This window comes from Neisseria sp. 74A18 (genome assembly GCF_001308005.1).
Taxonomy (GTDB): Bacteria; Pseudomonadota; Gammaproteobacteria; order Burkholderiales; family Neisseriaceae; genus Neisseria; species Neisseria dumasiana.
The window spans coordinates 168,312-190,308 of record NZ_LGZA01000001.1 but is presented as its reverse complement, the minus strand read 5'-3'; the positions used below and the strand labels follow the sequence as shown (position 1 = coordinate 190,308).

The window sequence follows — 21,997 nt, the reverse complement described above, 5'->3', positions numbered from 1 at the left end:
CGGTGCCTTCGTGCAGCGGGAAGTGTTGGCCGTAGTCGGGGCCGGCATAGGGTTTGGCTAAGCGGATGGGACGGCTTTCTCCGCCCGGACTCCATTCGTCGAGGTCGAACGGCAGTTTGACGCGGTAGCGCCCCATGTTGTCGATATAGGCGTAGGTGTAGTTGCCGGGGCTGGTGACCCGTGCGGGAAGGCTGCCCTGGATCTTCGGCAACGGGGTGATGCGTTCGGGGCGGAAGATGCTGTCGGCCGGAATGGCGCTAAAGCGGTGGCTGTACGCTTGGTCGCGGCTGCCGCTGTGGGTGAGTGACACCGCCAACCAGCCGTTGGGCGCTTCGCTGAAGCTTGGGGCCGTCTGAAACACTTGGCCGGTGCTGAGGGCGGTGATGTTGCCGCTGCCGGAGGCAACAATACGGCGGCTGTGGTCGAGTTGTTGCAGTAAGGCCGTCTGAAGTTGGGCTTCTGCGGGTGTCTTGTGATGCAAACCCCAATGGCTGTCGCTGCCGAGTAAGACGCTGCTGTCGCTTTCCTTATCTTTAGCTGTTACTTGGGACGACAAATCGGTATCGGCATCGCGGTAGTTGTAGTCGCCGACGCGGATGGATTCGAGGATGGGGTTGTGTTTTACCTGTAAGGCGAACACCGCTTCGGCTCCGACGCTCTCCAATCCGCCGTGGGGGCGGTAGGGATAGGGAAAGGTATTACCGCGAAAATAATGGGCGGTATCGTCACCGAATACCGCCACATCGCCATATTGGGCATTCTGCTCAAAGGCGTACCAAATTCCTTCTTCTTCGCACAGCCGGTTGATAAAGGCGAAATCGGATTCCTGATACTGGGTCACATACTCGCGCACACCGTATTCGCGGGAAGTGTTGAAACGGAAATCGACGCCGGAGAAGCCGTGGTGTTTCAACAGCGACGAAATGATGTCGGGCACGTTTTGGTTTTGAAACAGCCGTGAAGTGCGATGATGCTTCAATGCGGCGATGCGCGGTTCCAATACCATACGGTAACGGGTCTCGTCCGCCGATACCGACAGCTTCTCACACGAAGTGATGATGCCGCTCCATTCCTTCAACGGCTCGGGAGCCAACATCCCTTCGATCAAACCCAACGCATCACTACTCACCGGCGTTACCGTAAACTTAGCCGCTTGGTTGATGTACGACGACAGCGGCAAATCGGCATCGGCGGAAGTGAGTTCGATGTCGAGACGGTAGGCTGTATTCAATGCTTCGGTGGCGGTGAAGGAAACGACGGAGAGGGAGGGAGCGAAGCGGGAAAAGCTGAGACGGTAGGATTGGGTTTGGGTCATCGCGGGTGTTCCAAAGCTGTATTCAAAGTATCAGGATTGAAGATGTATGTTTTGGAAATATATCAGAATGAATATTTTTGCCCAATATGGGTATGACAAAAGGCCGTCTGAAATTTCAGACGGCCTATGCTTATGCAATAGTTTTCTCACTTGGCTACGGCCACTCCCAAAACTAGCAAACGAAATTAGCGACTATGATGATATTATTCTTTCATAATATTAACAAAGAAATGCAACCTCCTCTTCCGGCAAAATTTTGGATAACAAGAATGACCGAAGGAAAGATAGCGTTTCATTTACCAAGATGATTGTACCGAAGTGATTAACGTATACCGAAGTGATTAACGTATACCGAAGTGATTAACGTATACCGAAGTGATTAACGTATTTAGTGGGTAAATAATTAAATTATAAGATAAATGACTACACATGAGAAAAGCCGGTAATGTTCACCGGCTTTTTATTGGGTACACAATATGGTACATAAAATAAATATAACCCAAAATTACCTATTTCAATCATCAGGTTATAATAAAATATGGCAGAGAGGAAGGGATTCGAACCCTCGATACGCTATTCACGTATACACGCTTTCCAGGCGTGCGACTTCAACCACTCATCCACCTCTCTGTGGAGACGCGAATTATAAGTGCTTTAAAGCATGGTGGCAAGTAAGATTCTTCAGAATATTTTAGCTGTTGTCATCCGCAAACGTGCTTTTCTGCCCTGCTTCTCTTACTAGTGAAAATAGAATATCACGCCGATTTATTTGTATGGCGGCACTTCAAACGCAGGCAGCAATTTAATGTACAATACATCCCATCTTCCTTATTTTTTCAGACGGCCTGGATATTGAGGCCGTCTGAAAACTATTTATACAACAAATCATATTTAGAAAATGAATCTATCCCCATGATGAATAAAGAACAATTTGCCGATAACCATTTTATCCGTACCATTATTGAAGACGACCTCAAAAGTGGCAAACATAGTGCCATCCAAACCCGTTTCCCTCCCGAACCGAACGGCTACCTGCACATCGGCCATGCCAAATCTATCTGCCTGAACTTCGGTTTGGCTTATGTTTACAACGGCCTGTGCAACCTGCGCTTTGACGACACCAACCCCGAAAAAGAAAATCAGGAATACGTTGATTCGATTAAAGAAGACGTAGAATGGTTGGGCTTTAAATGGGCGGGCGAACCGCGTTATGCTTCCGACTATTTCGACCAACTGTTCGATTACGCCGTCGGTCTGATTAAAGACGGCAAAGCCTATGTGGACGACTTAAGTGCCGAAGAAATGCGCGAATACCGCGGCACGCTTACCGAGCCGGGCAAAAACAGCCCCTACCGCGACCGCAGCGTCGAAGAAAATCTCGATTTGTTCATGCGCATGAAAAACGGCGAATTCCCCGACGGCAGCAAAACCCTGCGCCTGAAAATCGACATGGCCGCGGGCAACGTAAACCTGCGCGATCCGGTGATTTACCGCATCCGCCGCGCGCATCACCACAACACCGGCGACAAGTGGTGCATTTACCCCATGTATGACTACACCCACGCCATTTCCGATGCCATCGAAAACATCACCCATTCGCTGTGTACACTCGAATTTGAAGCCCACCGCCCGCTGTATGATTGGGTGCTCGACAATATCCCGATCGACAACCACCCGCGCCAATACGAATTTTCCCGTTTGGAATTGCTGTATTCCATCACATCCAAACGCAAACTGAACCAGTTGGTTTCAGACGGCCACGTTACAGGCTGGAACGATCCGCGTATGCCTACCATCTCCGGCATGCGCCGCCGCGGTTACACGCCTGAAGGCTTGCGTCTGTTTGCCAAGCGTGTCGGCATTTCCAAGTCTGAAAACGTGGTGGACATGAGCGTACTCGAAGGTGCGATTCGCGAAGAACTGGAAAATTCCGCACCGCGTTTGATGGCCGTGTTAAACCCGATTAAGGTAACGCTCACCAATTTTGAAGCCGGCAAAACCCAAAGCCGCAGCGCGCCTTACCATCCGCACCATGAAGAAATGGGCGAGCGCGAAGTGCCCATCAGCCAAACCCTGTATATCGAAGCCGACGATTTCAGCGAAAATCCACCCAAAGGCTGGCAGCGTTTAACTTTAGGCGGCGAAGTGCGCCTGCGTTACAGCTATGTGATTAAGTGCGACGAAGTGGTAAAAGACGAAAACGGCAACGTAATCGAACTCAAATGCAGCATCGACCATAATACGCTGGGTAAAAAACCCGAAGGCCGCAAAGTAAAAGGCGTGATACACTGGCTTTCTGCCGAACACGCCGTGCCGGTGCAAGTGCGCCTGTATGACCGCCTGTTTACCGAGCCGCGCCCCGATGCCGTTCGCGGCGAAGACGGCGAATACCTGCCGTTTACCGATTTCCTGAACCCCGAATCTGTGAAAGAAATCACCGCTTACGCCGAGCCTGTGGTCAATACGCTGGAGCCGGAAAGCCACTGGCAGTTTGAGCGTTTGGGTTACTTCGTTACCGACCGCTACGACCACAGCAAAGAAAAACCAGTGTTCAACCGCACAGTTACTTTGAAGGATACTTGGCAAGCGAAGGAATGAAGCGTTATTTTTCACTGCAAGCTTAAGCCGTCTGAAAAATAATTTACCTAGAAAACAATACCTTCAAAAATTTTTTAAATTTTCTGCGTAAACCGCTTGCCAAATATCATCAAGATAGGCATAATGCGCACTTCTTCAGCCGGTATAGCTCAGTTGGTAGAGCAGCTGACTTGTAATCAGAAGGTCCCGAGTTCGACTCTTGGTGCCGGCACCATAAAACAAAAACAGCCTGATCCCAGCGGTCAGGCTGTTTTGCTTTGGTTGAAATTTCAGCCTGAGCCTCCATTATTAACCGCGTTTAAACTTAAGGCCGTCTGAAAAGAATCGGAATATTGTGATGATCACAGTCAACACTCTGCAAAAAATGAAAGCAGAAGGCGAAAAAATCGCCATGCTCACCGCCTACGAAGCCAGCTTTGCGGCATTGATGGACAATGCCGGCGTGGATATTTTGCTGGTAGGCGATTCGCTCGGCATGACCGTACAGGGGCAAGCCTCCACCCTGCCCGTTTCCCTGCGCAATATGTGCTACCACACCGCAGCCGTCGCCCGCGGCACAAAAAACGCCATGATCGTGAGCGATCTGCCCTTCGGCGCATACCAGCAAAGCAAAGAGCAGGCGTTTGCCGCCGCTGCCGAACTGATGGCTGCCGGCGCGCACATGGTCAAGCTGGAAGGCGGCGTATGGATGGCGGAAACCACCGAATTTCTGCAACTACGCGGCATTCCCGTTTGCGCCCATATCGGCCTCACGCCGCAATCGGTGCATGCTTTCGGCGGCTATAAAGTGCAAGGCAAAGGCGACAAAGCGCAAGCGTTGCTGAACGATGCCAAAGCGCACGATGAAGCCGGTGCTGCCATTATCTTGATGGAATGCGTGCCCGCCGCCCTCGGCAAACAAGTTACCGAAACCGTGAGCAGCCCTACCATCGGCATCGGCGCGGGCGTGGATTGCGACGGGCAAGTATTGGTGATGCACGACATGCTGGGCGTATTCCCCGGCAAAACCGCCAAATTCGTCAAAAACTTTATGGAAGGCCAAACCAGCATACAGGCTGCCGTAGCCGCTTATGTTGCCGCAGTCAAAAACAAAACCTTCCCTGCCGCCGAACATACTTTTTCATAATGTGAACAGGCCGTCTGAAACATGTTTTCAGACGGCCTCCTTTGGTTGAAGGACAAACCTTTCCATGCAAATCATCCATACCATCAAAGAATTACGCGAATGGCGCAAAACCGCAGGCCGTGTGGCATTTGTGCCGACCATGGGCAACCTGCATGAGGGCCATCTGGCTTTGGTACGCGAAGCCCGTAAGCGTGCCGATCATGTCGTGGTCAGCATCTTCGTCAACCGCCTGCAATTCGGCCAAGGCGAGGATTTCGACAAATATCCGCGCACTTTGCAGCAAGATGCCGACAAACTGTCTGCCGAAGGCGTGAGTGTGGTTTTTGCTCCCGATGAAAAAGAACTGTATCCGAACGTGGAGCAACGCTACAACGTCGAACCGCCCCATCTGCAAAACGAATTATGCGGCAAATTCCGCCCCGGTCATTTCCGCGGCGTGGCTACCGTGGTGAGCAAGCTTCTCAATATCGTCGAACCCGATACGGCCTGTTTCGGCAAAAAAGATTACCAGCAGCTTGCCATCATCAAAGGGCTGGTAGAAGACTTGAACATCAACGTGGAAATCGTGCCTGTCGATACCGGCCGCGCTTCAGACGGCCTCGCCCTCTCCAGCCGCAACCAATATTTAAGCGAGCAAGAACGCGCCGAAGCCCCCCGGCTTTTCCGCGAATTGAACATTATCGCCGACGCACTCCGTGAAGGGAATTTAGCTTATGCCGAATTGGAACAAGCTGCCGTAGAGCAGCTTAGCGAAGCAGGATGGTCGGTTGATTATGTAGAAATACGCCGTGCCGACAACCTGAACATAGCTCACGCAGGCGATAAAAACCTAGTGGTTTTAGCGGCGGCAAGGCTGGGTACTACGCGCCTGATTGATAATATTGAAGTATCGTTATAATCAATCAACACATTTTTAATACAAGACAATACAAGCATGCTTCAGCAGCTTACACAATCGTTCTCTTTGAGCTAAGGTGCAGTAACGCCGTGGTAAAAATTGAATTGATTGACTATATAAAGCCCCCTGTTTCGACGACCAGAGCAAGTTCAGGTATAAAGCGATCTGCTTATTACGATACCTACCTGTAAAAAACGGAGCATTTTATGCTCCGTTTTTTACAGCCTTTACTTTTGCTTCGGCAATATAAAACGCATTTTCAATCCGTTGGGCTTGATATTTTCAGCAATAATTTTACCGTTATGCTGATTCACAATATGCTTGGCAATGGCCAAACCCAAACCCGTTCCCGGCTTGCTGGCACTGCTGTCTGCCCGGTAAAAAGCCGTGAAAATATGCGGCAACTGCATTTCATCGACACCCGGGCCGTTGTCGATAATATCAACCAGCCAGTTTTTTGCATCCTGACACAGCCGAACCTTGATCTCGCTGCCTTCCGGGCTGTATGCCATTGCATTGCGGATCACATTGTCGAAGGCACGATAAAGGAAACCTTCGTTACCCATAATGGCAGCGTTATCGGGAACTTTTTCTACTTCCAACAACACTGTTTGCCGGTTTTGTTGAGCAACGGCCTGGCTATCCTCCACCAGCTGCTGAAAGAACGGCAGTAAAGGCAGGTTATCTTTTTCCAAAGGCATGTTGGATGTTTCCAAGCGCGACAAGGTCAACAATTCGCCCACCAGCGTATCCATTCGCGTCAGCTCACCTTCGAGACGTTTGATGTATTGTTCCTGCTTTTGGGGCTGAGACTGAATCAAACCGACAATTGCCTGCATCCGTGCCAACGGCGAACGCATTTCATGCGAAACGTGGTGAAGCAGATGACGCTCTTTTGCAACCAACTGCTCCAATTGAACGGCCATTTTGTCGAACAGAACCGCCAGCTGTGAAAGTTCGTCGTCACGATCGTCCATTTGCTGGGAAATACGGGTATCCAAATCGCCGGATGCCAAACGGTTCATGCCGAACCCGAGAATGCGGATGGGCTTGGTAATGTTGTTGGTCAGAATATAGGCCAGCAACAATCCAACCAAGATGATAAAAGACAGAATGATAAATTCGTGCCAAATCGGGGCGAGCTGCAAGCCGGGAATGAACAACGGGCTGGGAAGACGCTGTATCTGCTGGTTATCCCAATTGCGGATAAAAAAGAGATATTCTTCACCCCAGCGGTCATATTCTATGCTGGCCAGATCCGAATCGGGGTTGGCAACGGCAAACTTACGCGCGTTGACAATCATGTTTTTATCGACTTGCCGGTTCAGAATATCCTGTTCGTTGTCGCCGGTAATCACCAAAACATTATGTGCAACCGGATTGTCTTTCCATTCGCTTAAAATTTCATTTGCACCCTGCTCGCCCCTCACTCTGAAGGCGGAAATAATGCTGCCCATCAAAGTGGTTTCAATGGTTCTCTGCTGTTGGAACTGGTTTTCGGCAATGGTATTCTGCACAAGCCAAAAAGAAAAACTCGCCACGAAAATTGCACAGATGATGACTGCGCAAAATGTGGCGAATATGCGTTGAAACAGTTTCATTTAGCTGTTTTATCTTTTATCAGTTTTTCACAAACAAATAACCCAAACCGCGCACAGTCTGAATCAGGGAAGCATCGCCCAGTTTGTGGCGGATACTCGAAATATGCACGTCGATACTGCGGTCGAATTTGGCCAGTTTGCGGTCGAGTGCTTCCACCGACAAGGTTTCTTTGCTGACCACCTGACCGGCATGACGCATCAGCACTTCCAACAGGTTGAATTCGGTGCTGGTCAGCTCCAAAGGCACGTCTTTAATGGTGGCTTGGCGTTTGGCAGGATAAAGCACCACATCGCTTACGGCGATGCTGTTGGGGCTGCTGCTTTGCTCGCCGGATTGTTGCGCACGGCGCAAAATGGCATTGATACGGGCTAATAATTCGCGCGGAGTACAGGGTTTGGGTACATAGTCGTCGGCACCCATTTCGAGACCGATAATGCGGTCGATATCGTCGCCTTTTGCAGTCAGCATGATAATGGGAACCGTGCTTTGGTTACGGACGTTTTTCAATACATCCAAACCGTTCATTTTCGGCATCATGGAATCCAGCACGACCACATCGTACTGGCCCGATAAAATTTCCTGCACACCGGCTTCGCCGTCGGGCACGCTGTGTACATTTAAACCCTCTGCCGTTAAGTATTCGGTTAACAGCTCGGTTAATAGAGCATCATCATCTACCAATAATACGCGACTCATGGTCTATCCTTTACACGGTTATAGTATAGTGGGTGGCTGCGGTTATGCAGCCGCAATGGTTAAATCTTAACATGCAAATCCCGCTCGCCATATCATCTGCTTCTATGCTTTTGCGCTTTTTTGCAATGCAGACAGCGGTCTTTACAATTCATTTGGAATATCGGCCGTTTTTGCTCGGTGCCGGTGCGGTTTATTGTTGCCATAATAAACCGGCCATACCTTTCAGACGGCCTGTTTTGCTAATATGGTTCGCTTGGCGCCGATTTCAAGCCATACACATATCCATGCAATCAAAAAGCTGTTTTGCCGGCGTGCCGCTTTAACGGTTTGGCTGTTTTTCAAGCAGCCACGCTGCCGACACTATGTTAAAAATGACGCCGACTGCCACGGTTAAGCCGAAAGCCGAAACGGCCGGGGTGCTGCTCATGCCCAGCAATATAAACGATATTCCCGTTGTTAATGCGGCCAACATCATGCCGCCCAAGCGTGCGGGGGCGGAATGCTTGACCGCAACCGCATATACGGCATAATCCACACCAACGGCTGAAACCAACAGCAGGCCGAACATGGCAAACAGGCTTACGGGAATACCCAGCCAGCCCAATACTGCTACCGTAGCGACCGCAGCGGCCAACGGCACGGCCAGAATGTTGGTTCCGCGCCTGCTGCCGAACATGCGCCACAACAACAGCCATGCCAAAGTATAGGAAGCCAATTTGAGCCATGCGGCCTGATTGCGGGTTTCGTGAAACAGCTCGTTCAAATGGGCACGTTTGTCGGCCCAATGTACCCCGCTCAAGCCTTGTACGGCGGTTTGAACCGCAGCCGGTTCATCCATGCCGTTCAAAAGGATAACGGAAGCAAACCGCCCTTTTTCTGGTTGGCCCAGATAGAGCGGGCGCCATGCTTCGGCCAGCACGGGCTTGAGGCCGTCTGAAAGTGTGAGTGCGGGAGAAGCGGCTGCCTGATTCAAAGCTTGGCGCAAGGCAGCGCGCGGCACGCCTATTTCCTGCATGGGTTGCCACGCATCGGGCAGCCTCGCCAGCTCGTGCAAACGGTTTTTCAGTTTTTGCTGTTCGCTTACGGGCAACAGCCATTGGTCGAGCGACTGAATGCCCGCCAATTTTTTCTGCGTAATCAAGGGTTGCAAAGCTTGGCGGACTTCTGCGTTTTTCTGCAGTAACGCATCTTCGCTTTGTGCTTCTACCACCAAGTATTGCCCGCTGAAATCGGTGCCGGACAAAATGCTGATCTGCTGTGCCTGTGCAAGCAGTTCAGACGGCATATTTACCCACTGGCGGATATCGTCGCGCCAATCGCTGCGCCATAGCCCGACGGCCAGCAAAATACCGCCCACTATCCACCAACCGCGCCTGTGCAGGCGTTTTTTTACCTTGGATAAAAACCCGCCCCATTTCTCCACTTTGCCGGCAAAAGGCAGGTCTTTTACTGGATAGTGTTTGAACAATACCGGCAGCCATAACACCGTTGCACCAAACGCGCCCAATAATGCAAAGCCTGAAAATACCGCCGTTTGCCGTAATACGGGCAAAGGCGTAAACCACAAAAACGCATAGCCGGAAACCGTGATAAACAGGCTCACGGCAAATGTCGGCATCACATGGCGCATGGCGGCTTGAGGCCGCCACAGGCCGTCTGAAACGCCGTGATAGCGTTCTTCGGCACGACGGAACACCGACGGTGCCAGCCAATGCAGCGGAAAATCGACCAACATCCCCACCAAACTGGTGCCGATTACGATGGTGAGAATATGCACTTCGCCGAACATCAACAAAGTCGCAGCCAAACCCGTAACCATACCGGCGGCCAACGGCAATACCAGCCAAAACACGCGCATGCTGCGGAACACCCACAGCAACAATGTAAACGTCAGCAGCAGCCCTATGCTCCCCATCAGCCTGCTTTCCCGTTGTGCCTGTGCTTTAGCGGCGGCTGCAAATACCGCCCCGCCCGCACTCAAGGTTTCGGTTTGGCGTTGTGCCGCCAAATCGCGGCTTTTTGCCAACAGCGGGAGCAACGCTTCGCTGGCATTGGTGATATTGTTGTTATCGGGCAGCCTGCCGCGCAGCCAAACCCAAGTTTTTCCCTGCCCGTCTTCGGTAAACAACATGCCGTTGTCTGCATTCCACTGCAAACGGCTTTGCGGGCGGGCGCGTTCGGTAACAAAACGCCCCAAACCGAGCCAATCTTGATCCGGCGTTAACGGCGAAGGAGCGGCAAAAGGGTTCACCACCGCCTCTGCACGCTCCTGAAAATACTGCTTGGGCTGCTCGAACAACAAACGCCGCTGTTCAGACGGCATCACGGCCAAACCCAATTTCTGAATGTCCGCCCGCACCTGCGCCAAATCGGGTGTGATGCTGCTGTCGACTTCGGCAAACACCTTGCTTTGCCGCCACAGCTCCGCAATCTCCGCGGCCGTCTGAAAAGCCGTTTGCGCATCGCTGCTGCCCGCCAACAATACAACCTGCGAATTAAGCTGTTTTTCGTTGGCCGCATCCGCCGCCTGCAACAGAGCATCGGGCTGTTTTTCCTGCGGCAACAATGCCGTAAGGTCGGTTTGCAACCACGAACCGGCCGCCATGTTGTACAGCAGAAAACCCAGCAATAACGCCATCAGCGCAGTATAGGTGCGTCGGATTGAATCGAACATGAAAGTTCCTTATATGGCCATCAGTTAAACAGGCGGAAAATATAAAAAACGGCGGTATCGGCAGTTACCGGCAACGGCAAACCGCTTACAACGCCTGTTTGGCAAAGACATCCAACTCTTTGCCTGTTTGAATCCGGTTAAACTGCATAACCGTGCGGTCGCCTTGTTTTTCGTTTAACTCGATGCGGCGCACCACATCGTCGCCGCTGATGTCGATGCGGGTAAAGATCTGTTTCATCAGGGCGGTTTTCGGGTCTAAACGCAGCGTCCATTTTTGCTGCGTACCGGAAAGTTGCAGGTTGAACTGCTTTTCCAGCCCTTGCGTGTTGCCGCCGAGCAAGTCGAGAAACAGTTTGATTTGCTGCGTTTGGCCGCTCATTTTGCTTGTGTTGGCGGCAACCCAGTTTTTGCCGTTCCACTGCATGATGCCGTCTGAACGCACGCGCAGGCGGTTGTCGAACGGCTTTTGCATGTGCCACAGCAGGCCGCGTTTGGGCACCAGCACAAATTGGCCGTTGGTGGTCATCGGTTTGCTGAGCGATTTGAGATAACGCTGCTGGGTAAACGCACCTTGCACGTTGTCGGGTTTTTGCAGGGTTTGGGAAAGTTCGGCGGTTGAAAATGCCCACAACAGCGGGCTGAATGCGGTTAAGGCAACAGCAAATATCGGTTTTTTCATCGTGTTCTTTCTTGCTTAAATTTCGCGGTAAACATCTTCAAACGGCAGGCGGAAGCGTTCGCCCCAGATGCCTTTGTTTTCTTTGCGTATGCCGCAGGAAACAATCATATTGATTTCGGCGCCGCGCGGCAATTTGAGAATGCGCTTTACCATTCGGGTATCCAAGCCTTCCATCGGGCAGGTATCGTAACCTTGTTCGGCCATCGCCAGCATAAAGGTTTGCGCCGCCAAGCCGCAGCTTTTGTGAACAACCGTGCGCACATCGTGTTCTGAAACATCGACCACAATCGGGCGGAACAGGCCGATGCTGCGGGCGATTATTTGGCGCAACAAACCCACCAAGCCGAAACCGCGGGCATAGATAAACGGCACCAGTTTGCCGTAATAAAATTCCATTTTTTTCAGACGGCCGGGGAGTCTGTCGGGCGGGCTGTTGCGGCTGAGGTTGCCGCGCTCGAAATCCAACACGGCTTGTGCGCGCTTGCGGTATAAATCTTGGCGGGTAACGAATACCACCATCTGCTGCGCCGTTGCGGCAGCCCCCTGCCCCAAACATGCCCGGGCAAGTTGTTTAAGGGTGTCGGGGTTGCTGATATGGTAAAACTCGTAAAGCTGCATATTGGAGCTGCTCGGTGCCAGTTGAGCCAGCTTGAGGCATTCGCGCACTTTACTGCTGTTTAAGGTTTTATCGGCATCGTAATGGCGGACGGTACGGCGGTGCCGGAGCATTTCGGAAAGAGTCATGATGGTTCCTTGATACTTAAATTCGCCGCCCACGCCGGAATCTCGTTTTCAGACGGCCTGAAACGTCGGATGGCTTCTTACCGCTTCCAACCAGCTTTGAGGGGTTTCAAACTGCATCTCGCCGCTTTGCAGCGACACCGCTGCCTGTGTGGTACCGGCTTTCGTGAGCTTTAAACCGCTTTCGGCATCGGCAATCGTATAGTCAATCCGCAGGCAGCTTTCGATTTCGACCACCGCCAAATCCACGCGGATTTTTTGGCCGAAGCGGGCGGGCTTCACATATTTCAGGTTCATCTGCACCACCGGCCAAATAAAACCCTGCCGCTCCATTTCCCGATAATCGTAACCGATGGCACTGAGAAACGCACAACGCGCCACTTCGAGATATTTCACATAATGGCCGTGCCACACGATATGCATGGCATCGACATCGAAAAACGGCACTTCCAATTCTATACTGTGGCGGCAATAAACATGTTTAGCCATTGTGTTCATCGTTCCAGAAATCGTAAAAATTAAACCATTGCAGCGGATTTTGCGCACATTCGCGTGCCAATACGTCTGCAAAACCCTGCGCCGCCGCCTGTACCGCTGCGCTGCGCTCACTGCGCTTCCAATCGGCCGTATCCAAAAAACGCCGCAGTTTCAGATGATAACGCCCGTTTTGCTTAACGCAGAAAAGCGTGTTTACCCGCGTTTTCAACAAACCGGCCAACAACCACGCCCCTTGCGGCATTTCTGCCGGCGCACCCAAAAAATCCACCGTCACCGTTTTTTCCCCGCGCACGGGTATGCGGTCGGCGGCGACGGCAATCCACTCGCCCGCATCAAGGCGCTTATGCAGCTCCATCATCACCGCCGCATCCAAATCGGTTACCTGAATCAGTTGGATTTCATCCGCCCCCGCTTTGGCCAACGCCTCGTTAAACGCCTGCGCGTGGCGACTGTGCACCAACACATTCAGCCTGAAGCCCTGATGATGCGACACCAACGCACGGCAGATTTCCACATTGCCCACATGCGAACACGCAAAAATCTGCCCGCGCGAATTGCACTGCTCCATGTCGGCATAAATATTATCAGGGTCTTCCACCACCAAATCTTCATAACGGATGGTGCGCTGCCACACCGCAAAACGGTCGCACACCGCCTCGCCAAACGCCACAAACTGCCGAAACACCGGCATACTTTGCGGCAGGCGCACATCGGGAAAGGCCGTCTGAAGCCGCCGCTGGTAGCGTGCGATATTGCGCCGCTGCTTGGGCAACGTGATATAGAAATACAGCACCACAAAGCCGATACACGGATTCATCAGAAACGCAGGCAGATATTTCACCATCAGCGTGGTAATGCCCAAAAACAGGCGGTTGCCGCGTTCGTTTTGCGCGGCCCAATGCGCGTTTGCTTTCGTATCCTTTTTCATATTTTCAGACGGCCTCTCACAGCTTTCCGCCCAACCGCCGCCACACCATCTCGCAAAACAATCTTGCGTGCATTTTGCTGATCAGCACATTATCGTCAAACGCGCGGAAATGCGACACGCCGCCGGCTTCGTATTTCACCGGCGTTTTAATCCACACCGGTTTCACGCCGCGCCAATAGAGGCGGATAAGGATTTCCGTGTCGAAATCCATGCGGTCGCCCACCCGTTCTTCACGCACCACGGCCAGCACAGGGGCAAGCGGATAAAGGCGGAAACCGCACATGCCGTCTTTTATATCGGTGGAAAACGTATGCACCATGTTCCAAAAATCGGTGATTTTACGCCCGTAGAGCCGCGCTTTCGGCGCATCGCTGCCGTATTGAGGCCAGCCGCACACCACCGCTTCGGGGTTTGCCTGCGCCGCTTCCAACATCTTGGCCGTGTCGTCCAAACGGTGCTGCGCGTCGGCATCCACCTGTAAAACATGGGTATAGCCCTGTTCTTCGGCGTACTTCAACCCCGCTTTTACCGCCGCGCCTTTACCGCCGTTAACCGGCCGGTACACAACATCAATGCCGTCCTGCTCCGCCAAAGCGTCCAATACCGGTTTGCAGTCCGCCCGCGAACCGTCGTCCACAATCAGCACATCCAACCCGAACCCGCGCATGGCTTGGGTAACTTGGGTGATGGTTGTGGGGTGGTTGTAGTGGGGAATTAGGGCTAGGGTTTTCATGGATAACATTCAGGCAATATGAAATAAAACTTAACGGCACCACTGGCGCTCGCACGGTACACCGTCGTGGTTTCCGCCCATCTTTGTGTTAGGGCAATTCTGTAAGAAAAACTTGGCTTCTTCGCAGGAAGTCATTTGCGAACAATGCGTTCTGCCGTCGCAAGTAAATCTGCTTTTTTCTTTATCAGCTTGCGTAGATGGAGATTTTAAAGGCAGCTGTTTAGTAATGTTCGACAATACTTCCGGTTTGTTTTGCCATTGGTTATAGGCATCCTTTCCCCACAACTGCCATAAACCGCCAACCGCAGCCAGCAAAAGAATGAATTTACGCATACGCCAACCCTTTCATGTATTTTATTAATGCTAAATTATTTATACAAAACAATATAATAACAACTCCAACATTGAGATGTAGGGGCGGATTACATATCCGCCCTATACTTGGCAAGGCTGGAATGTTATTTATCCAACTACGTGTGAAGCCGCTGTTAAATCTCAATACCTATTGTTGAAATTCATATAGCGGGCGGATATGTAATCCGCCCCTACAAATAGCCCGACGTAGTCGGCAAAGCATTTTTCAGACGGCCTCAAACGCCCCAAACACGATCCGCCCCGAAGCACACACAGCTTCATGGTTTTCCAACTTAAACGTCAGTTTGTTTTTATCCGCATCGTATTTCAGCTCTGCAAACACTTCATGATGCGGGCGCAGGAATTGTTGGTATTTCAGGTTTTCCACGCGGATGATGCTTTGTTTGCCCCATTCAAACCGTCCGGCCAAATCGCGCACCCATTGCAGTTCCACCACACCCGGCACCAACGGGAATGCGGCGAAGTGGCCGCCGAAATACACCAAATCCAACGGTACGCGGCCTTCAAACATATAGGTTGCGGCAATTTCAGACGGCCTTTCTTTCCAAACGGGCGCAGTTTGTGCTTCGGTAAAAGCCGTCTGAAAATCCGCAGCCGTGATTTTGGATTGGGCATTGCGCGGCAAGGCATCTGTGAAACGCCAGTAGCGCGGCAGGGCAACCGTATCTTGCGTGGCGGCAAGATGTTTTTTCAACGCCGCCGCCACAGCCGCCCGTCCCTGCTCCTGCAAGGCTTGGATGCCGTCTGAATTCAACGCTGCCCACACGGCGGGGCGTTTGTGTTGCGGGTGCTGGCCGCAATAGGCATCGGCAATCCATTCATGCGCCAGCAGGTCGTGTTCGATTTGGTTTAATGACACGCGTTTGTCCTCAAATTTGATAATCCGGTCTTTCCGCCCGAGCAATAAAAAGCCTTCGGGCTGCATTTCCACCATGTCGGCGGTTTGGAAACGGCCGTTTGTCCACGGCGATTGCGCCCACAACGCGCCGTCTTCGTCCTGCCCGATTTCCACGGCGGCAAAGGGCTGCCATTCGGTGCTGTGGCGGCGCGATGCAATCACACCGGTTTCGGTGCTGCCGTAAATCTCAAAAGGACGTACGGCGTACTTTTCGAGCAAATCGGCGGTTGCTGCGGGCAATGCGCCGCCAGCCGATACAATCCCCGCTACTTTGCCGCCCACCGCCTGCCAATTGCGGGCTTCGCCCAAGCGGTTTAACACCGCCGGGCTGGCAATCCAAACGCATTTTCCGCAAGCTGCGGTGGCTGCCAACAGCGTTTCGGGGTACACATTTTGCGGACGCACCATCGTCCAACCCATCGTGAGCGCAAGTGTAAAGCGAAAGGTAAATCCATACATATGCTGCGGGCTGACACTGCCGATAACCGCCGGATGGTCGCGCCCGAAAGGAACGGCCTCTGCCAAAGCCAACGCTTCCGCTTCCATTTGAGCCGCCGTTTTCACAATCACCTGCGCCCCGCCGGTCGAGCCGGACGTTTTCAGACAGGCTTCGGCATCGGCGGGAATCAACAGATTATCCGGCATCGTGATTTCAGACGGCATGTCGCTCAACACCGCAGGAATGTTGTAAACCTTATTCGCGTGAAGGCCGTCTGAAAACGCTTTTTCATGCGGCGCATCCGTCAGCCACACATCCGCCGTATTGCCCCAATCCACATTATCCCGCGCCAAATTCGGCGGCAACAACGCCTTCACCCCTGCATGCCACGCCGCCAGCACCGTGCAGGCAAAAAACGCGGCATCTTCAAACCACAAAGCGGCGGTTTGCACGTTTTGCGTTTTCAGACGGCCTGAAAGGCAGATAACGGCGCGGTTGAAATCGGCGCGCGTCCAATCGGGGTTGGTGGCAATCAAGTTGTTAGAAAGTGTATTTGGAAGCAATATATTAGTGAGTGTATTCATGGTTTAAATCACTGTTTTTGATTGCATGATCAGGCGGCAATTCAACACCTAAATGACATGAAATTCAGTTATCAAACGGCTTTGATTTCAAATCCCGCACTAAACGGTAAACCCTGCCTTTTCCCGTTCCCACCGCTTCCAACAAGCCGGCTTCGGTCAATTCCACCAGATATTTTCTAACGGTTGCCGCTGATTTTCCGGTCAGTTGCTGCGCCCGACTGTTGGAAATTTCCGTGTTTTCTTCAAGGTAGCTGCGTATCGGCAAATAGGCTTGGCGGGCCTTTTCGCTGATTTTGACACCGGCCATATCGCTTATTGAATCAAACGTGTAAGTTTTCAAAGTTTGCAGAACCATATCAAGCATAAATTCGACAAATACGGTTGAATCGTTGGCTTTATCAGCCTCGGCCAAAACACGGTAATAGCCCGGCTGGTTGCTGTACACCATTGTTTCGACGGGTATCCACGCAAACAAGGGGTTCCATCGGCTCAACATCACGCTTTGCCATAACCTGCCTATGCGGCCGTTTCCGTCTTCAAACGGATGTATCATTTCGATTTCGTAATGCACTACGGCACTTTTTACCAACATGGGTGTATCGTCGCTTTCTGCCCATGCAAACAGTTTTTCCATCAAATCGGGCACAAACTGCGGTCGTGCGCCCATGTGCAGCAATGTGCCGTCGGCGGCAAAAATACCCACATCTTTATGGCGGAAACCGCCCGCCCGACCAACAATGCCTTCGGTTAACAAACCGTGTGCCTTAAGAAAATCATTGATGCTGTATGGGTTGTAATTCAAGATTTCTTCATAAGCGTCATAAGCGTTTTTTACTTCCCGAATTTCTTTCGGGCTACCCAACACCCGTTTGCCGTTAATGATATCGGTTACTTGCTCTATGGTTAACGAATTGTTTTCAATAGCTAAAGACGATTGAATCGAGCGGATGCGGTTTTCTTTGCGCAAATGCAGATTCCGCTCGTATTGAAATTGCAGACGGCCGATAATGTGTGAAATTTCAACCATCAAGTTAAGAATATGATTGGTGATGATGAAAGGCGGCTTCATGGCGGGTTTCCTGATGTTCAGGCGGCACAAATTGAGACATTAAATTATACCGCTTATTTTATCGCTCGTTATATCGCTTATTTTATGGCTTATCTCTTCTCTACCCATCCTTGCCGCATGAGGCCGTCTGAAAGCACGCACAGTATAGAAAAACGGGATTCAGCAAAAAGGCCGAAGCCGAATACAGCAAAATAAATCTATATCAATAAAATAAATCTATATCAATACAAAACCGACAAGCAGCGAAACGGTTGCAATTACTCCACCGACCACTCCACCAACTTCAGCACCACGGGCCGCACCCCCAACAAGCTCACGAAAGCTATCGGCCAAGTGATGATATAAGCCTTGATAAAACGGGCGAAATAACCCGCATCTATACCGGTGTTCAATGCCACCAGCACACCGCTTACGATAAACACCATAATGGCAGAAGCGTAGAAAGAAAATGCCAAACCTGCGTATTTTTTCGGTAATTTTTTCATCGTTGTTCCTTTTCTATTTTAATTTTCCATAGCATGTTATCCGGATACCGGCCTGAAAACACAATCATCTTTTTTCAGACGGCCTCAAACTTTCAACACCGCTTTGCGGTACAGCCACTCGCCCGCAAACAACACCCCCATCAAGATATACGAAACCATGCCGGTATAAACCGCCCACCAATCATACCGGCCGGAAAGTGCCAGCAGCCCGGCGGTGGCGGCGTTGAAGATGAAAAAGCCGCACCAGATTTGCGTTACCCGGCGGGTATAGCGCACACCTTCGGGCGGCAGATCGGGGTTTTGCAGGCGGGCGAGGCGTTCGATAAGGGTTTGTTTAGCAAACAGACTGGCACCGAACACGGCAAGCATCAGCAGGCTGACGGCAACGGGATACCAATACATGGAATCAGGCCGTCTGAAAACAATCACTACGGCAAAAAAAGCAACCAGCAGCAGGGAACCCGCTTGCTGGGCACGGGTTTTCTGCATCGCGGCGCGTATCAGCCACAAGGCGCACATGGCGGCGGCAAGCCAGAAAAATGCGCCGTGTTCGCGGCCGTAATACCACAATAACGGGTAAGCGATACTCACTATGGCGAGCAAAACTTGGCCGATAATCTTCATAATGGCTTTGAATCAATGTTGTTGAACGTTATAGGCTTTTTGCTTTTAAATCGAATAGACAAAACACGTTTTCAGACGGCCTAAGACCTTTCTACAATCTTATCTGCGGCGCATTTCTCAGTGTGTGCTGTTCGTCCGCTTGCCTATCCATTTAAATATACCTGTATTCGTTGCGCTGCTGGGCCTTGAACTGCTCAGGCTTTCAACCTGTTTTTTGCTATTCTTTAAAAAAAGGCCGTCTGAAAACCGATCCGCACATAGCAAAACGGCGGGCTTAGGATGCCCGCCCTTCGGCTAGAGAACAAGCTGAACACTGCTTATTCTGCCTGTATTTTCAACACGGCCTGTACCACGTCTTCTACGGTGCGCACATTGCGGAAATCTTCGGCCTTGAGTTTGCGGCCGGTTTCGCGTTTGATGTGGTCGATCAAATCGATGGCGTCGATGCTGTCGATTTCCAAATCTTCATAAAGATTGGTTTGAGGTTGGATACGCTCGGGTTCGATTTCAAACAGATTCACCAAAGCATCGCTTAAAATCCGGCGGATTTCTTGTTCGGTCATGATTCACTCCTTAAGCTTGGCGGGTGCGGACAAACTCGGCCAAAGCTGCAACACTGGCAAAGTGGTCGCGCAAATTGTCTTTTTCGCCGTCGAGCTGGAAACCGAAGGTTTTCTGTACCGCCAAACCCAACTCCAAAGCATCTACCGAATCCAAGCCCAAGCCTTCGTCGCCAAACAGGGCGGCATCGGTTTCGATGTCGTCGGCGGTGATGTCTTCCAAGCCCAAGCTGTCGATAATCATTTGTTTGATTTGTGTTTCTAAATTCATGTTGTTTCTCTTGTGAAATAGTCTTGCAAATAAATATTTAAACGCCTTGCAGCAATCGGCAGGGGCTTTTCGGCGAGCCAGTCTTGCGGATGAATATCGTCGCCCACGGTAATTTCATAATGTATGGTACGGGGCGGGATTTTATACCACGGCTGCCCTTTTTTGAAATTCGGCGGATTCATTTTAATGCACACAGGGGTAATCACCCGCGCACTCCTCAAACCGATAGATACCGCACCGCGGTGAAGCTTGATTTGGCCGTCCCAACCCGTGCGCGTGCCTTCGGGAAAAATAAGCAGGCTTTGCCCGCTTTTGAATACGGCATCCACTTCTTCCATCATTTCCAGCGATTCGTCGTTGGGTATATAGCCCGTAGCAAGAATCTGGCTTTTCATGGAAGGATTGTTCAGCAAATCTTTTTTAACGATACAGTTCATTTGAGGCACATGGCCGATCAACAACACTACGTCCAGCAGCGACGGATGGTTGGCCAACACCAACTGCCCCGGCCTGCCCAGCTTTTCCAAACCGTTGAAGCGCACAGTCAACACGCCCGACCAAACCAAATAGCCCGCAAACCATTTCCAAACCCTGCCGATCAGCCGCCGCGCCTGCATTTGACGCGGGATGTCGTTTTGTGTGCCGTTCAAGGTGTAAGGAAGCAAAACGATTTTAAACAGCACGCCCACCACACCGAACAATATGAATCCGAACAATGTTGCAACAAAGCGGCGGTAATAATTCAATAGCTTCATAAAGTTTTCTGCCACAACCAACAGCGTTTTCCGTAGCATCTGGTTTCTTCGTGCCGATTTGAAAGCATGAAGCGTATCCAATCAAGCGCGCCCCAATAGCTTGGGTTTTCATCGCTTTTTTCGCCGTACGACAAAGACAAACTGTATTGCCGCCCCGGTTTCAACAACATTGCAAGCGCATAGGGCATAGGCGCGCGTTCGGCTTCGAGTGCATATTCTTCCGATAAAGGGTCGTCTGCCACTATCAGCAAAACTTGTTGCGCCCCTTCCTGCATCAAGGCATAAGCTTCTGCCAAAGCCGTCTCCAAACCGTCGCTGCCCACCGCCAAAGCGGTGTTTTCACGCATATCTTTGCGCAACATCGACCATTGCCCCACTTGCGCGTTGTGTACCGATAACCCGAAAGACGTAGGCGATACGGTATGGGTTTTCATCAGCTCAAGCCACAGCTCGAAACTACGGTTTAATTCGCCGTCGTGCGAGGCAAACACCAAAGCGCTTTCAGGATACTGTTCTGCCAGATTCCATGCCGCATCACACACCAAACGGGCAGCTTTGCCCAAACGCCGCCGCTGCATGGCAGGTAAAAAAGCCAGCTCGGGTTTATAATCGGGTTGCGTGTCGGCAAACCGTGCATCTGCCGCCCATTGCTGCCAAGCTTCCAAACCTGCCAGCTTTCCCGACGAAGCCTGCCAATCGGCGATATCGAAAGAAAAGTGGCAATGAGACAAAGGATTCATAGCGTTCCCGGCATCAAAAAAGGCGATTATTTTAACCTAAGGTGTTAACAAAAAACAGTAATGCAATATAATCGCCTGATACAGGTGTCGCATGAATGATGATTTTACACTTCACTCATTCCAACACATCGCAACATTTTTTCACCCACATCTTAATTACCACCCCATTGATTACTATATTCCATGAATACTCCGCTTGCCTGCCCGATTACTAACGTCGCCCCGTTGTTGCCTCATAGCGGCCCGATGGTCATGCTCGACTGCATTTCCGATTATGGTGCCGACTACCTTACCGCAACCGCTTCAGTTGGTGAAAACCATATTTTGCTGCGCAACAACCGCCTGCCTTGTTTGTCAGGAATCGAAATCATGGCTCAGGGCATAGGCGCATTGGTAGGTTGCCATGCGGTCAACTTGGGAGAAGCAGTCAAACTGGGCTTTTTGCTCGGCACCCGTAAGTTGGATTTATTTGCCGACAATGTACCGGTAGGCACCAAATTAACGGTTAAAGTTAAAGAGTCCATGCGCGATGCAGGAGGATTCGGTGTTTTTGATTGCACACTTCATTGGACGGATGCCCCCGAACACGAAAAGCACCTGTTGCCTGCCGACGGCTTGCTGTTACAGGCTGCTTTAAATGTTTACAGCCCGAATGAAACCGAATCCGCCTGATTATAAGAAACAAAATTCATTTAAGAATGAAAAAATT

The 21,997-nt window shown here is 51.2% G+C and carries 21 protein-coding genes, 2 tRNA genes and 1 pseudogene; 5 read left to right on the top strand and 19 right to left on the bottom strand.

Features of this window, described 5'->3' with window-relative positions:
* Positions 1-1,315: type VI secretion system Vgr family protein (locus AKG43_RS00870; RefSeq protein ID WP_082402921.1), on the bottom strand; the 1,315-nt coding region annotated here is incomplete at its 3' end.
* A 539-nt stretch (positions 1,316-1,854) separates the two neighbouring features.
* Positions 1,855-1,945, bottom strand: a tRNA-Ser gene (locus AKG43_RS00865).
* A 282-nt stretch (positions 1,946-2,227) separates the two neighbouring features.
* On the opposite strand from AKG43_RS00865, the gene AKG43_RS00860 reads away from it, so the two are divergent.
* From AKG43_RS00860 to panC, 4 genes are all read left to right on the top strand, one after another.
* On the top strand, positions 2,228-3,913 hold the full coding sequence (locus AKG43_RS00860) for a glutamine--tRNA ligase/YqeY domain fusion protein (protein WP_054598684.1): 1,686 nt from the start codon (positions 2,228-2,230) through the stop codon (positions 3,911-3,913).
* Between the two features lie 138 nt (positions 3,914-4,051).
* Positions 4,052-4,127 (top strand) — tRNA-Thr (locus AKG43_RS00855).
* A 123-nt stretch (positions 4,128-4,250) separates the two neighbouring features.
* On the top strand, positions 4,251-5,039 hold the full coding sequence (panB, locus tag AKG43_RS00850) for a 3-methyl-2-oxobutanoate hydroxymethyltransferase (protein ID WP_054598683.1): 789 nt from the start codon (positions 4,251-4,253) through the stop codon (positions 5,037-5,039).
* Between the two features lie 64 nt (positions 5,040-5,103).
* Positions 5,104-5,937 carry a pantoate--beta-alanine ligase gene (panC, locus tag AKG43_RS00845; RefSeq protein ID WP_054598682.1) on the top strand — a complete coding sequence of 278 codons (834 nt, stop codon included), beginning with the start codon at positions 5,104-5,106 and terminating at the stop codon, positions 5,935-5,937.
* A 227-nt stretch (positions 5,938-6,164) separates the two neighbouring features.
* Here the strand turns inward: panC and AKG43_RS00840 are convergent, their stop codons facing one another.
* From AKG43_RS00840 to AKG43_RS00760, 17 genes and pseudogenes are all read right to left on the bottom strand, one after another.
* Complete coding sequence (locus AKG43_RS00840) at positions 6,165-7,538, bottom strand: cell wall metabolism sensor histidine kinase WalK (protein ID WP_054598681.1); 1,374 nt, start codon at positions 7,536-7,538, stop codon at positions 6,165-6,167.
* 19 nt (positions 7,539-7,557) lie between these two features.
* On the bottom strand, positions 7,558-8,235 hold the full coding sequence (misR, locus tag AKG43_RS00835; RefSeq protein WP_054598680.1) for a two-component system response regulator MisR: 678 nt from the start codon (positions 8,233-8,235) through the stop codon (positions 7,558-7,560).
* 319 nt (positions 8,236-8,554) lie between these two features.
* Positions 8,555-10,909, bottom strand: a complete 2,355-nt coding sequence (locus tag AKG43_RS00830) for an MMPL family transporter (RefSeq protein WP_054598679.1) — start codon at positions 10,907-10,909, stop codon at positions 8,555-8,557.
* An 85-nt stretch (positions 10,910-10,994) separates the two neighbouring features.
* Entirely contained in the window at positions 10,995-11,588 is a 594-nt protein-coding gene (locus AKG43_RS00825) for an outer membrane lipoprotein carrier protein LolA (RefSeq protein ID WP_054598678.1), read from the bottom strand.
* A 15-nt stretch (positions 11,589-11,603) separates the two neighbouring features.
* Positions 11,604-12,332, bottom strand: coding sequence for a nitroreductase family protein (locus tag AKG43_RS00820; RefSeq protein ID WP_054598677.1), 729 nt, complete (start codon positions 12,330-12,332; stop codon positions 11,604-11,606).
* 48 nt (positions 12,333-12,380) lie between these two features.
* Entirely contained in the window at positions 12,381-12,818 is a 438-nt protein-coding gene (locus AKG43_RS00815; RefSeq protein WP_054598676.1) for a thioesterase family protein, read from the bottom strand.
* Positions 12,811-13,755, bottom strand: a complete 945-nt coding sequence (locus AKG43_RS00810; RefSeq protein ID WP_054598675.1) for a glycosyl transferase family 2 — start codon at positions 13,753-13,755, stop codon at positions 12,811-12,813. The genes AKG43_RS00815 and AKG43_RS00810 overlap by 8 nt, the downstream gene beginning before the upstream one ends.
* 16 nt (positions 13,756-13,771) lie before the next feature.
* Complete coding sequence (locus AKG43_RS00805) at positions 13,772-14,488, bottom strand: glycosyltransferase family 2 protein (protein WP_054598674.1); 717 nt, start codon at positions 14,486-14,488, stop codon at positions 13,772-13,774.
* 30 nt (positions 14,489-14,518) lie between these two features.
* A pseudogene (locus AKG43_RS13620) lies at positions 14,519-14,656 on the bottom strand (excalibur calcium-binding domain-containing protein); the annotation flags it as partial.
* A gap of 412 nt (positions 14,657-15,068) precedes the next feature.
* Positions 15,069-16,784: an AMP-binding protein gene (locus tag AKG43_RS00795; protein WP_054598672.1), complete on the bottom strand. Its 1,716-nt coding sequence runs from the start codon at positions 16,782-16,784 to the stop codon at positions 15,069-15,071.
* 64 nt (positions 16,785-16,848) lie between these two features.
* Positions 16,849-17,853 (bottom strand): Fic family protein, encoded by a 1,005-nt coding sequence (locus AKG43_RS00790; RefSeq protein ID WP_054598671.1) that lies wholly within the window; start codon positions 17,851-17,853, stop codon positions 16,849-16,851.
* Positions 17,854-18,110: 257 nt separating this feature from the next.
* The gene (locus tag AKG43_RS00785; protein ID WP_054598670.1) at positions 18,111-18,338 is read right to left on the bottom strand and encodes a DUF2798 domain-containing protein; all 228 of its coding nucleotides are present in this window, start codon (positions 18,336-18,338) and stop codon (positions 18,111-18,113) included.
* An 84-nt stretch (positions 18,339-18,422) separates the two neighbouring features.
* Positions 18,423-18,962, bottom strand: coding sequence for a hypothetical protein (locus AKG43_RS00780; protein ID WP_054598669.1), 540 nt, complete (start codon positions 18,960-18,962; stop codon positions 18,423-18,425).
* A gap of 317 nt (positions 18,963-19,279) precedes the next feature.
* Positions 19,280-19,525: an acyl carrier protein gene (locus AKG43_RS00775; RefSeq protein ID WP_054598668.1), complete on the bottom strand. Its 246-nt coding sequence runs from the start codon at positions 19,523-19,525 to the stop codon at positions 19,280-19,282.
* A 10-nt stretch (positions 19,526-19,535) separates the two neighbouring features.
* On the bottom strand, positions 19,536-19,793 hold the full coding sequence (locus AKG43_RS00770) for a phosphopantetheine-binding protein (protein WP_054598667.1): 258 nt from the start codon (positions 19,791-19,793) through the stop codon (positions 19,536-19,538).
* Positions 19,790-20,548, bottom strand: a complete 759-nt coding sequence (locus AKG43_RS00765; RefSeq protein ID WP_054598666.1) for a 1-acyl-sn-glycerol-3-phosphate acyltransferase — start codon at positions 20,546-20,548, stop codon at positions 19,790-19,792. Before AKG43_RS00765 ends, AKG43_RS00770 begins: the two co-directional genes overlap by 4 nt.
* Positions 20,545-21,288 carry a beta-ketoacyl synthase chain length factor gene (locus AKG43_RS00760; RefSeq protein ID WP_054598665.1) on the bottom strand — a complete coding sequence of 248 codons (744 nt, stop codon included), beginning with the start codon at positions 21,286-21,288 and terminating at the stop codon, positions 20,545-20,547. Before AKG43_RS00760 ends, AKG43_RS00765 begins: the two co-directional genes overlap by 4 nt.
* Before the next feature lie 183 nt (positions 21,289-21,471).
* Here AKG43_RS00760 and AKG43_RS00755 point away from each other — a divergent pair, with 183 nt between their 5' ends.
* A complete protein-coding gene (locus tag AKG43_RS00755; RefSeq protein ID WP_082402920.1) occupies positions 21,472-21,960 on the top strand; it encodes a thioester dehydrase in 489 nt (162 codons plus the stop codon).
* The last annotated feature ends 37 nt before the right edge of the window (positions 21,961-21,997 follow it).

Bases quoted from the DNA above. Each gene is read 5' to 3' on its own strand.
- AKG43_RS00780 (WP_054598669.1), bottom strand. From the start codon at position 18,962: ATGAAGATTATCGGCCAAGTTTTGCTCGCCATAGTGAGTATCGCTTAC.
- AKG43_RS00830 (WP_054598679.1), bottom strand. From the start codon at position 10,909: ATGTTCGATTCAATCCGACGCACCTATACTGCGCTGATGGCGTTATTG.
- AKG43_RS00790 (WP_054598671.1), bottom strand. From the start codon at position 17,853: ATGAAGCCGCCTTTCATCATCACCAATCATATTCTTAACTTGATGGTT.
- AKG43_RS00840 (WP_054598681.1), bottom strand. From the start codon at position 7,538: ATGAAACTGTTTCAACGCATATTCGCCACATTTTGCGCAGTCATCATC.
- AKG43_RS00805 (WP_054598674.1), bottom strand. From the start codon at position 14,488: ATGAAAACCCTAGCCCTAATTCCCCACTACAACCACCCCACAACCATC.
- AKG43_RS00860 (WP_054598684.1), top strand. From the start codon at position 2,228: ATGATGAATAAAGAACAATTTGCCGATAACCATTTTATCCGTACCATT.
- AKG43_RS00785 (WP_054598670.1), bottom strand. From the start codon at position 18,338: ATGAAAAAATTACCGAAAAAATACGCAGGTTTGGCATTTTCTTTCTAC.
- AKG43_RS00810 (WP_054598675.1), bottom strand. From the start codon at position 13,755: ATGAAAAAGGATACGAAAGCAAACGCGCATTGGGCCGCGCAAAACGAA.
- AKG43_RS00825 (WP_054598678.1), bottom strand. From the start codon at position 11,588: ATGAAAAAACCGATATTTGCTGTTGCCTTAACCGCATTCAGCCCGCTG.
- AKG43_RS00820 (WP_054598677.1), bottom strand. From the start codon at position 12,332: ATGACTCTTTCCGAAATGCTCCGGCACCGCCGTACCGTCCGCCATTAC.
- panB (WP_054598683.1), top strand. From the start codon at position 4,251: ATGATCACAGTCAACACTCTGCAAAAAATGAAAGCAGAAGGCGAAAAA.
- misR (WP_054598680.1), bottom strand. From the start codon at position 8,235: ATGAGTCGCGTATTATTGGTAGATGATGATGCTCTATTAACCGAGCTG.
- AKG43_RS00795 (WP_054598672.1), bottom strand. From the start codon at position 16,784: ATGAATACACTCACTAATATATTGCTTCCAAATACACTTTCTAACAAC.
- AKG43_RS00775 (WP_054598668.1), bottom strand. From the start codon at position 19,525: ATGACCGAACAAGAAATCCGCCGGATTTTAAGCGATGCTTTGGTGAAT.
- AKG43_RS00765 (WP_054598666.1), bottom strand. From the start codon at position 20,548: ATGAAGCTATTGAATTATTACCGCCGCTTTGTTGCAACATTGTTCGGA.
- panC (WP_054598682.1), top strand. From the start codon at position 5,104: ATGCAAATCATCCATACCATCAAAGAATTACGCGAATGGCGCAAAACC.
- AKG43_RS00770 (WP_054598667.1), bottom strand. From the start codon at position 19,793: ATGAATTTAGAAACACAAATCAAACAAATGATTATCGACAGCTTGGGC.
- AKG43_RS00755 (WP_082402920.1), top strand. From the start codon at position 21,472: ATGAATACTCCGCTTGCCTGCCCGATTACTAACGTCGCCCCGTTGTTG.
- AKG43_RS00760 (WP_054598665.1), bottom strand. From the start codon at position 21,288: ATGAATCCTTTGTCTCATTGCCACTTTTCTTTCGATATCGCCGATTGG.
- AKG43_RS00815 (WP_054598676.1), bottom strand. From the start codon at position 12,818: ATGGCTAAACATGTTTATTGCCGCCACAGTATAGAATTGGAAGTGCCG.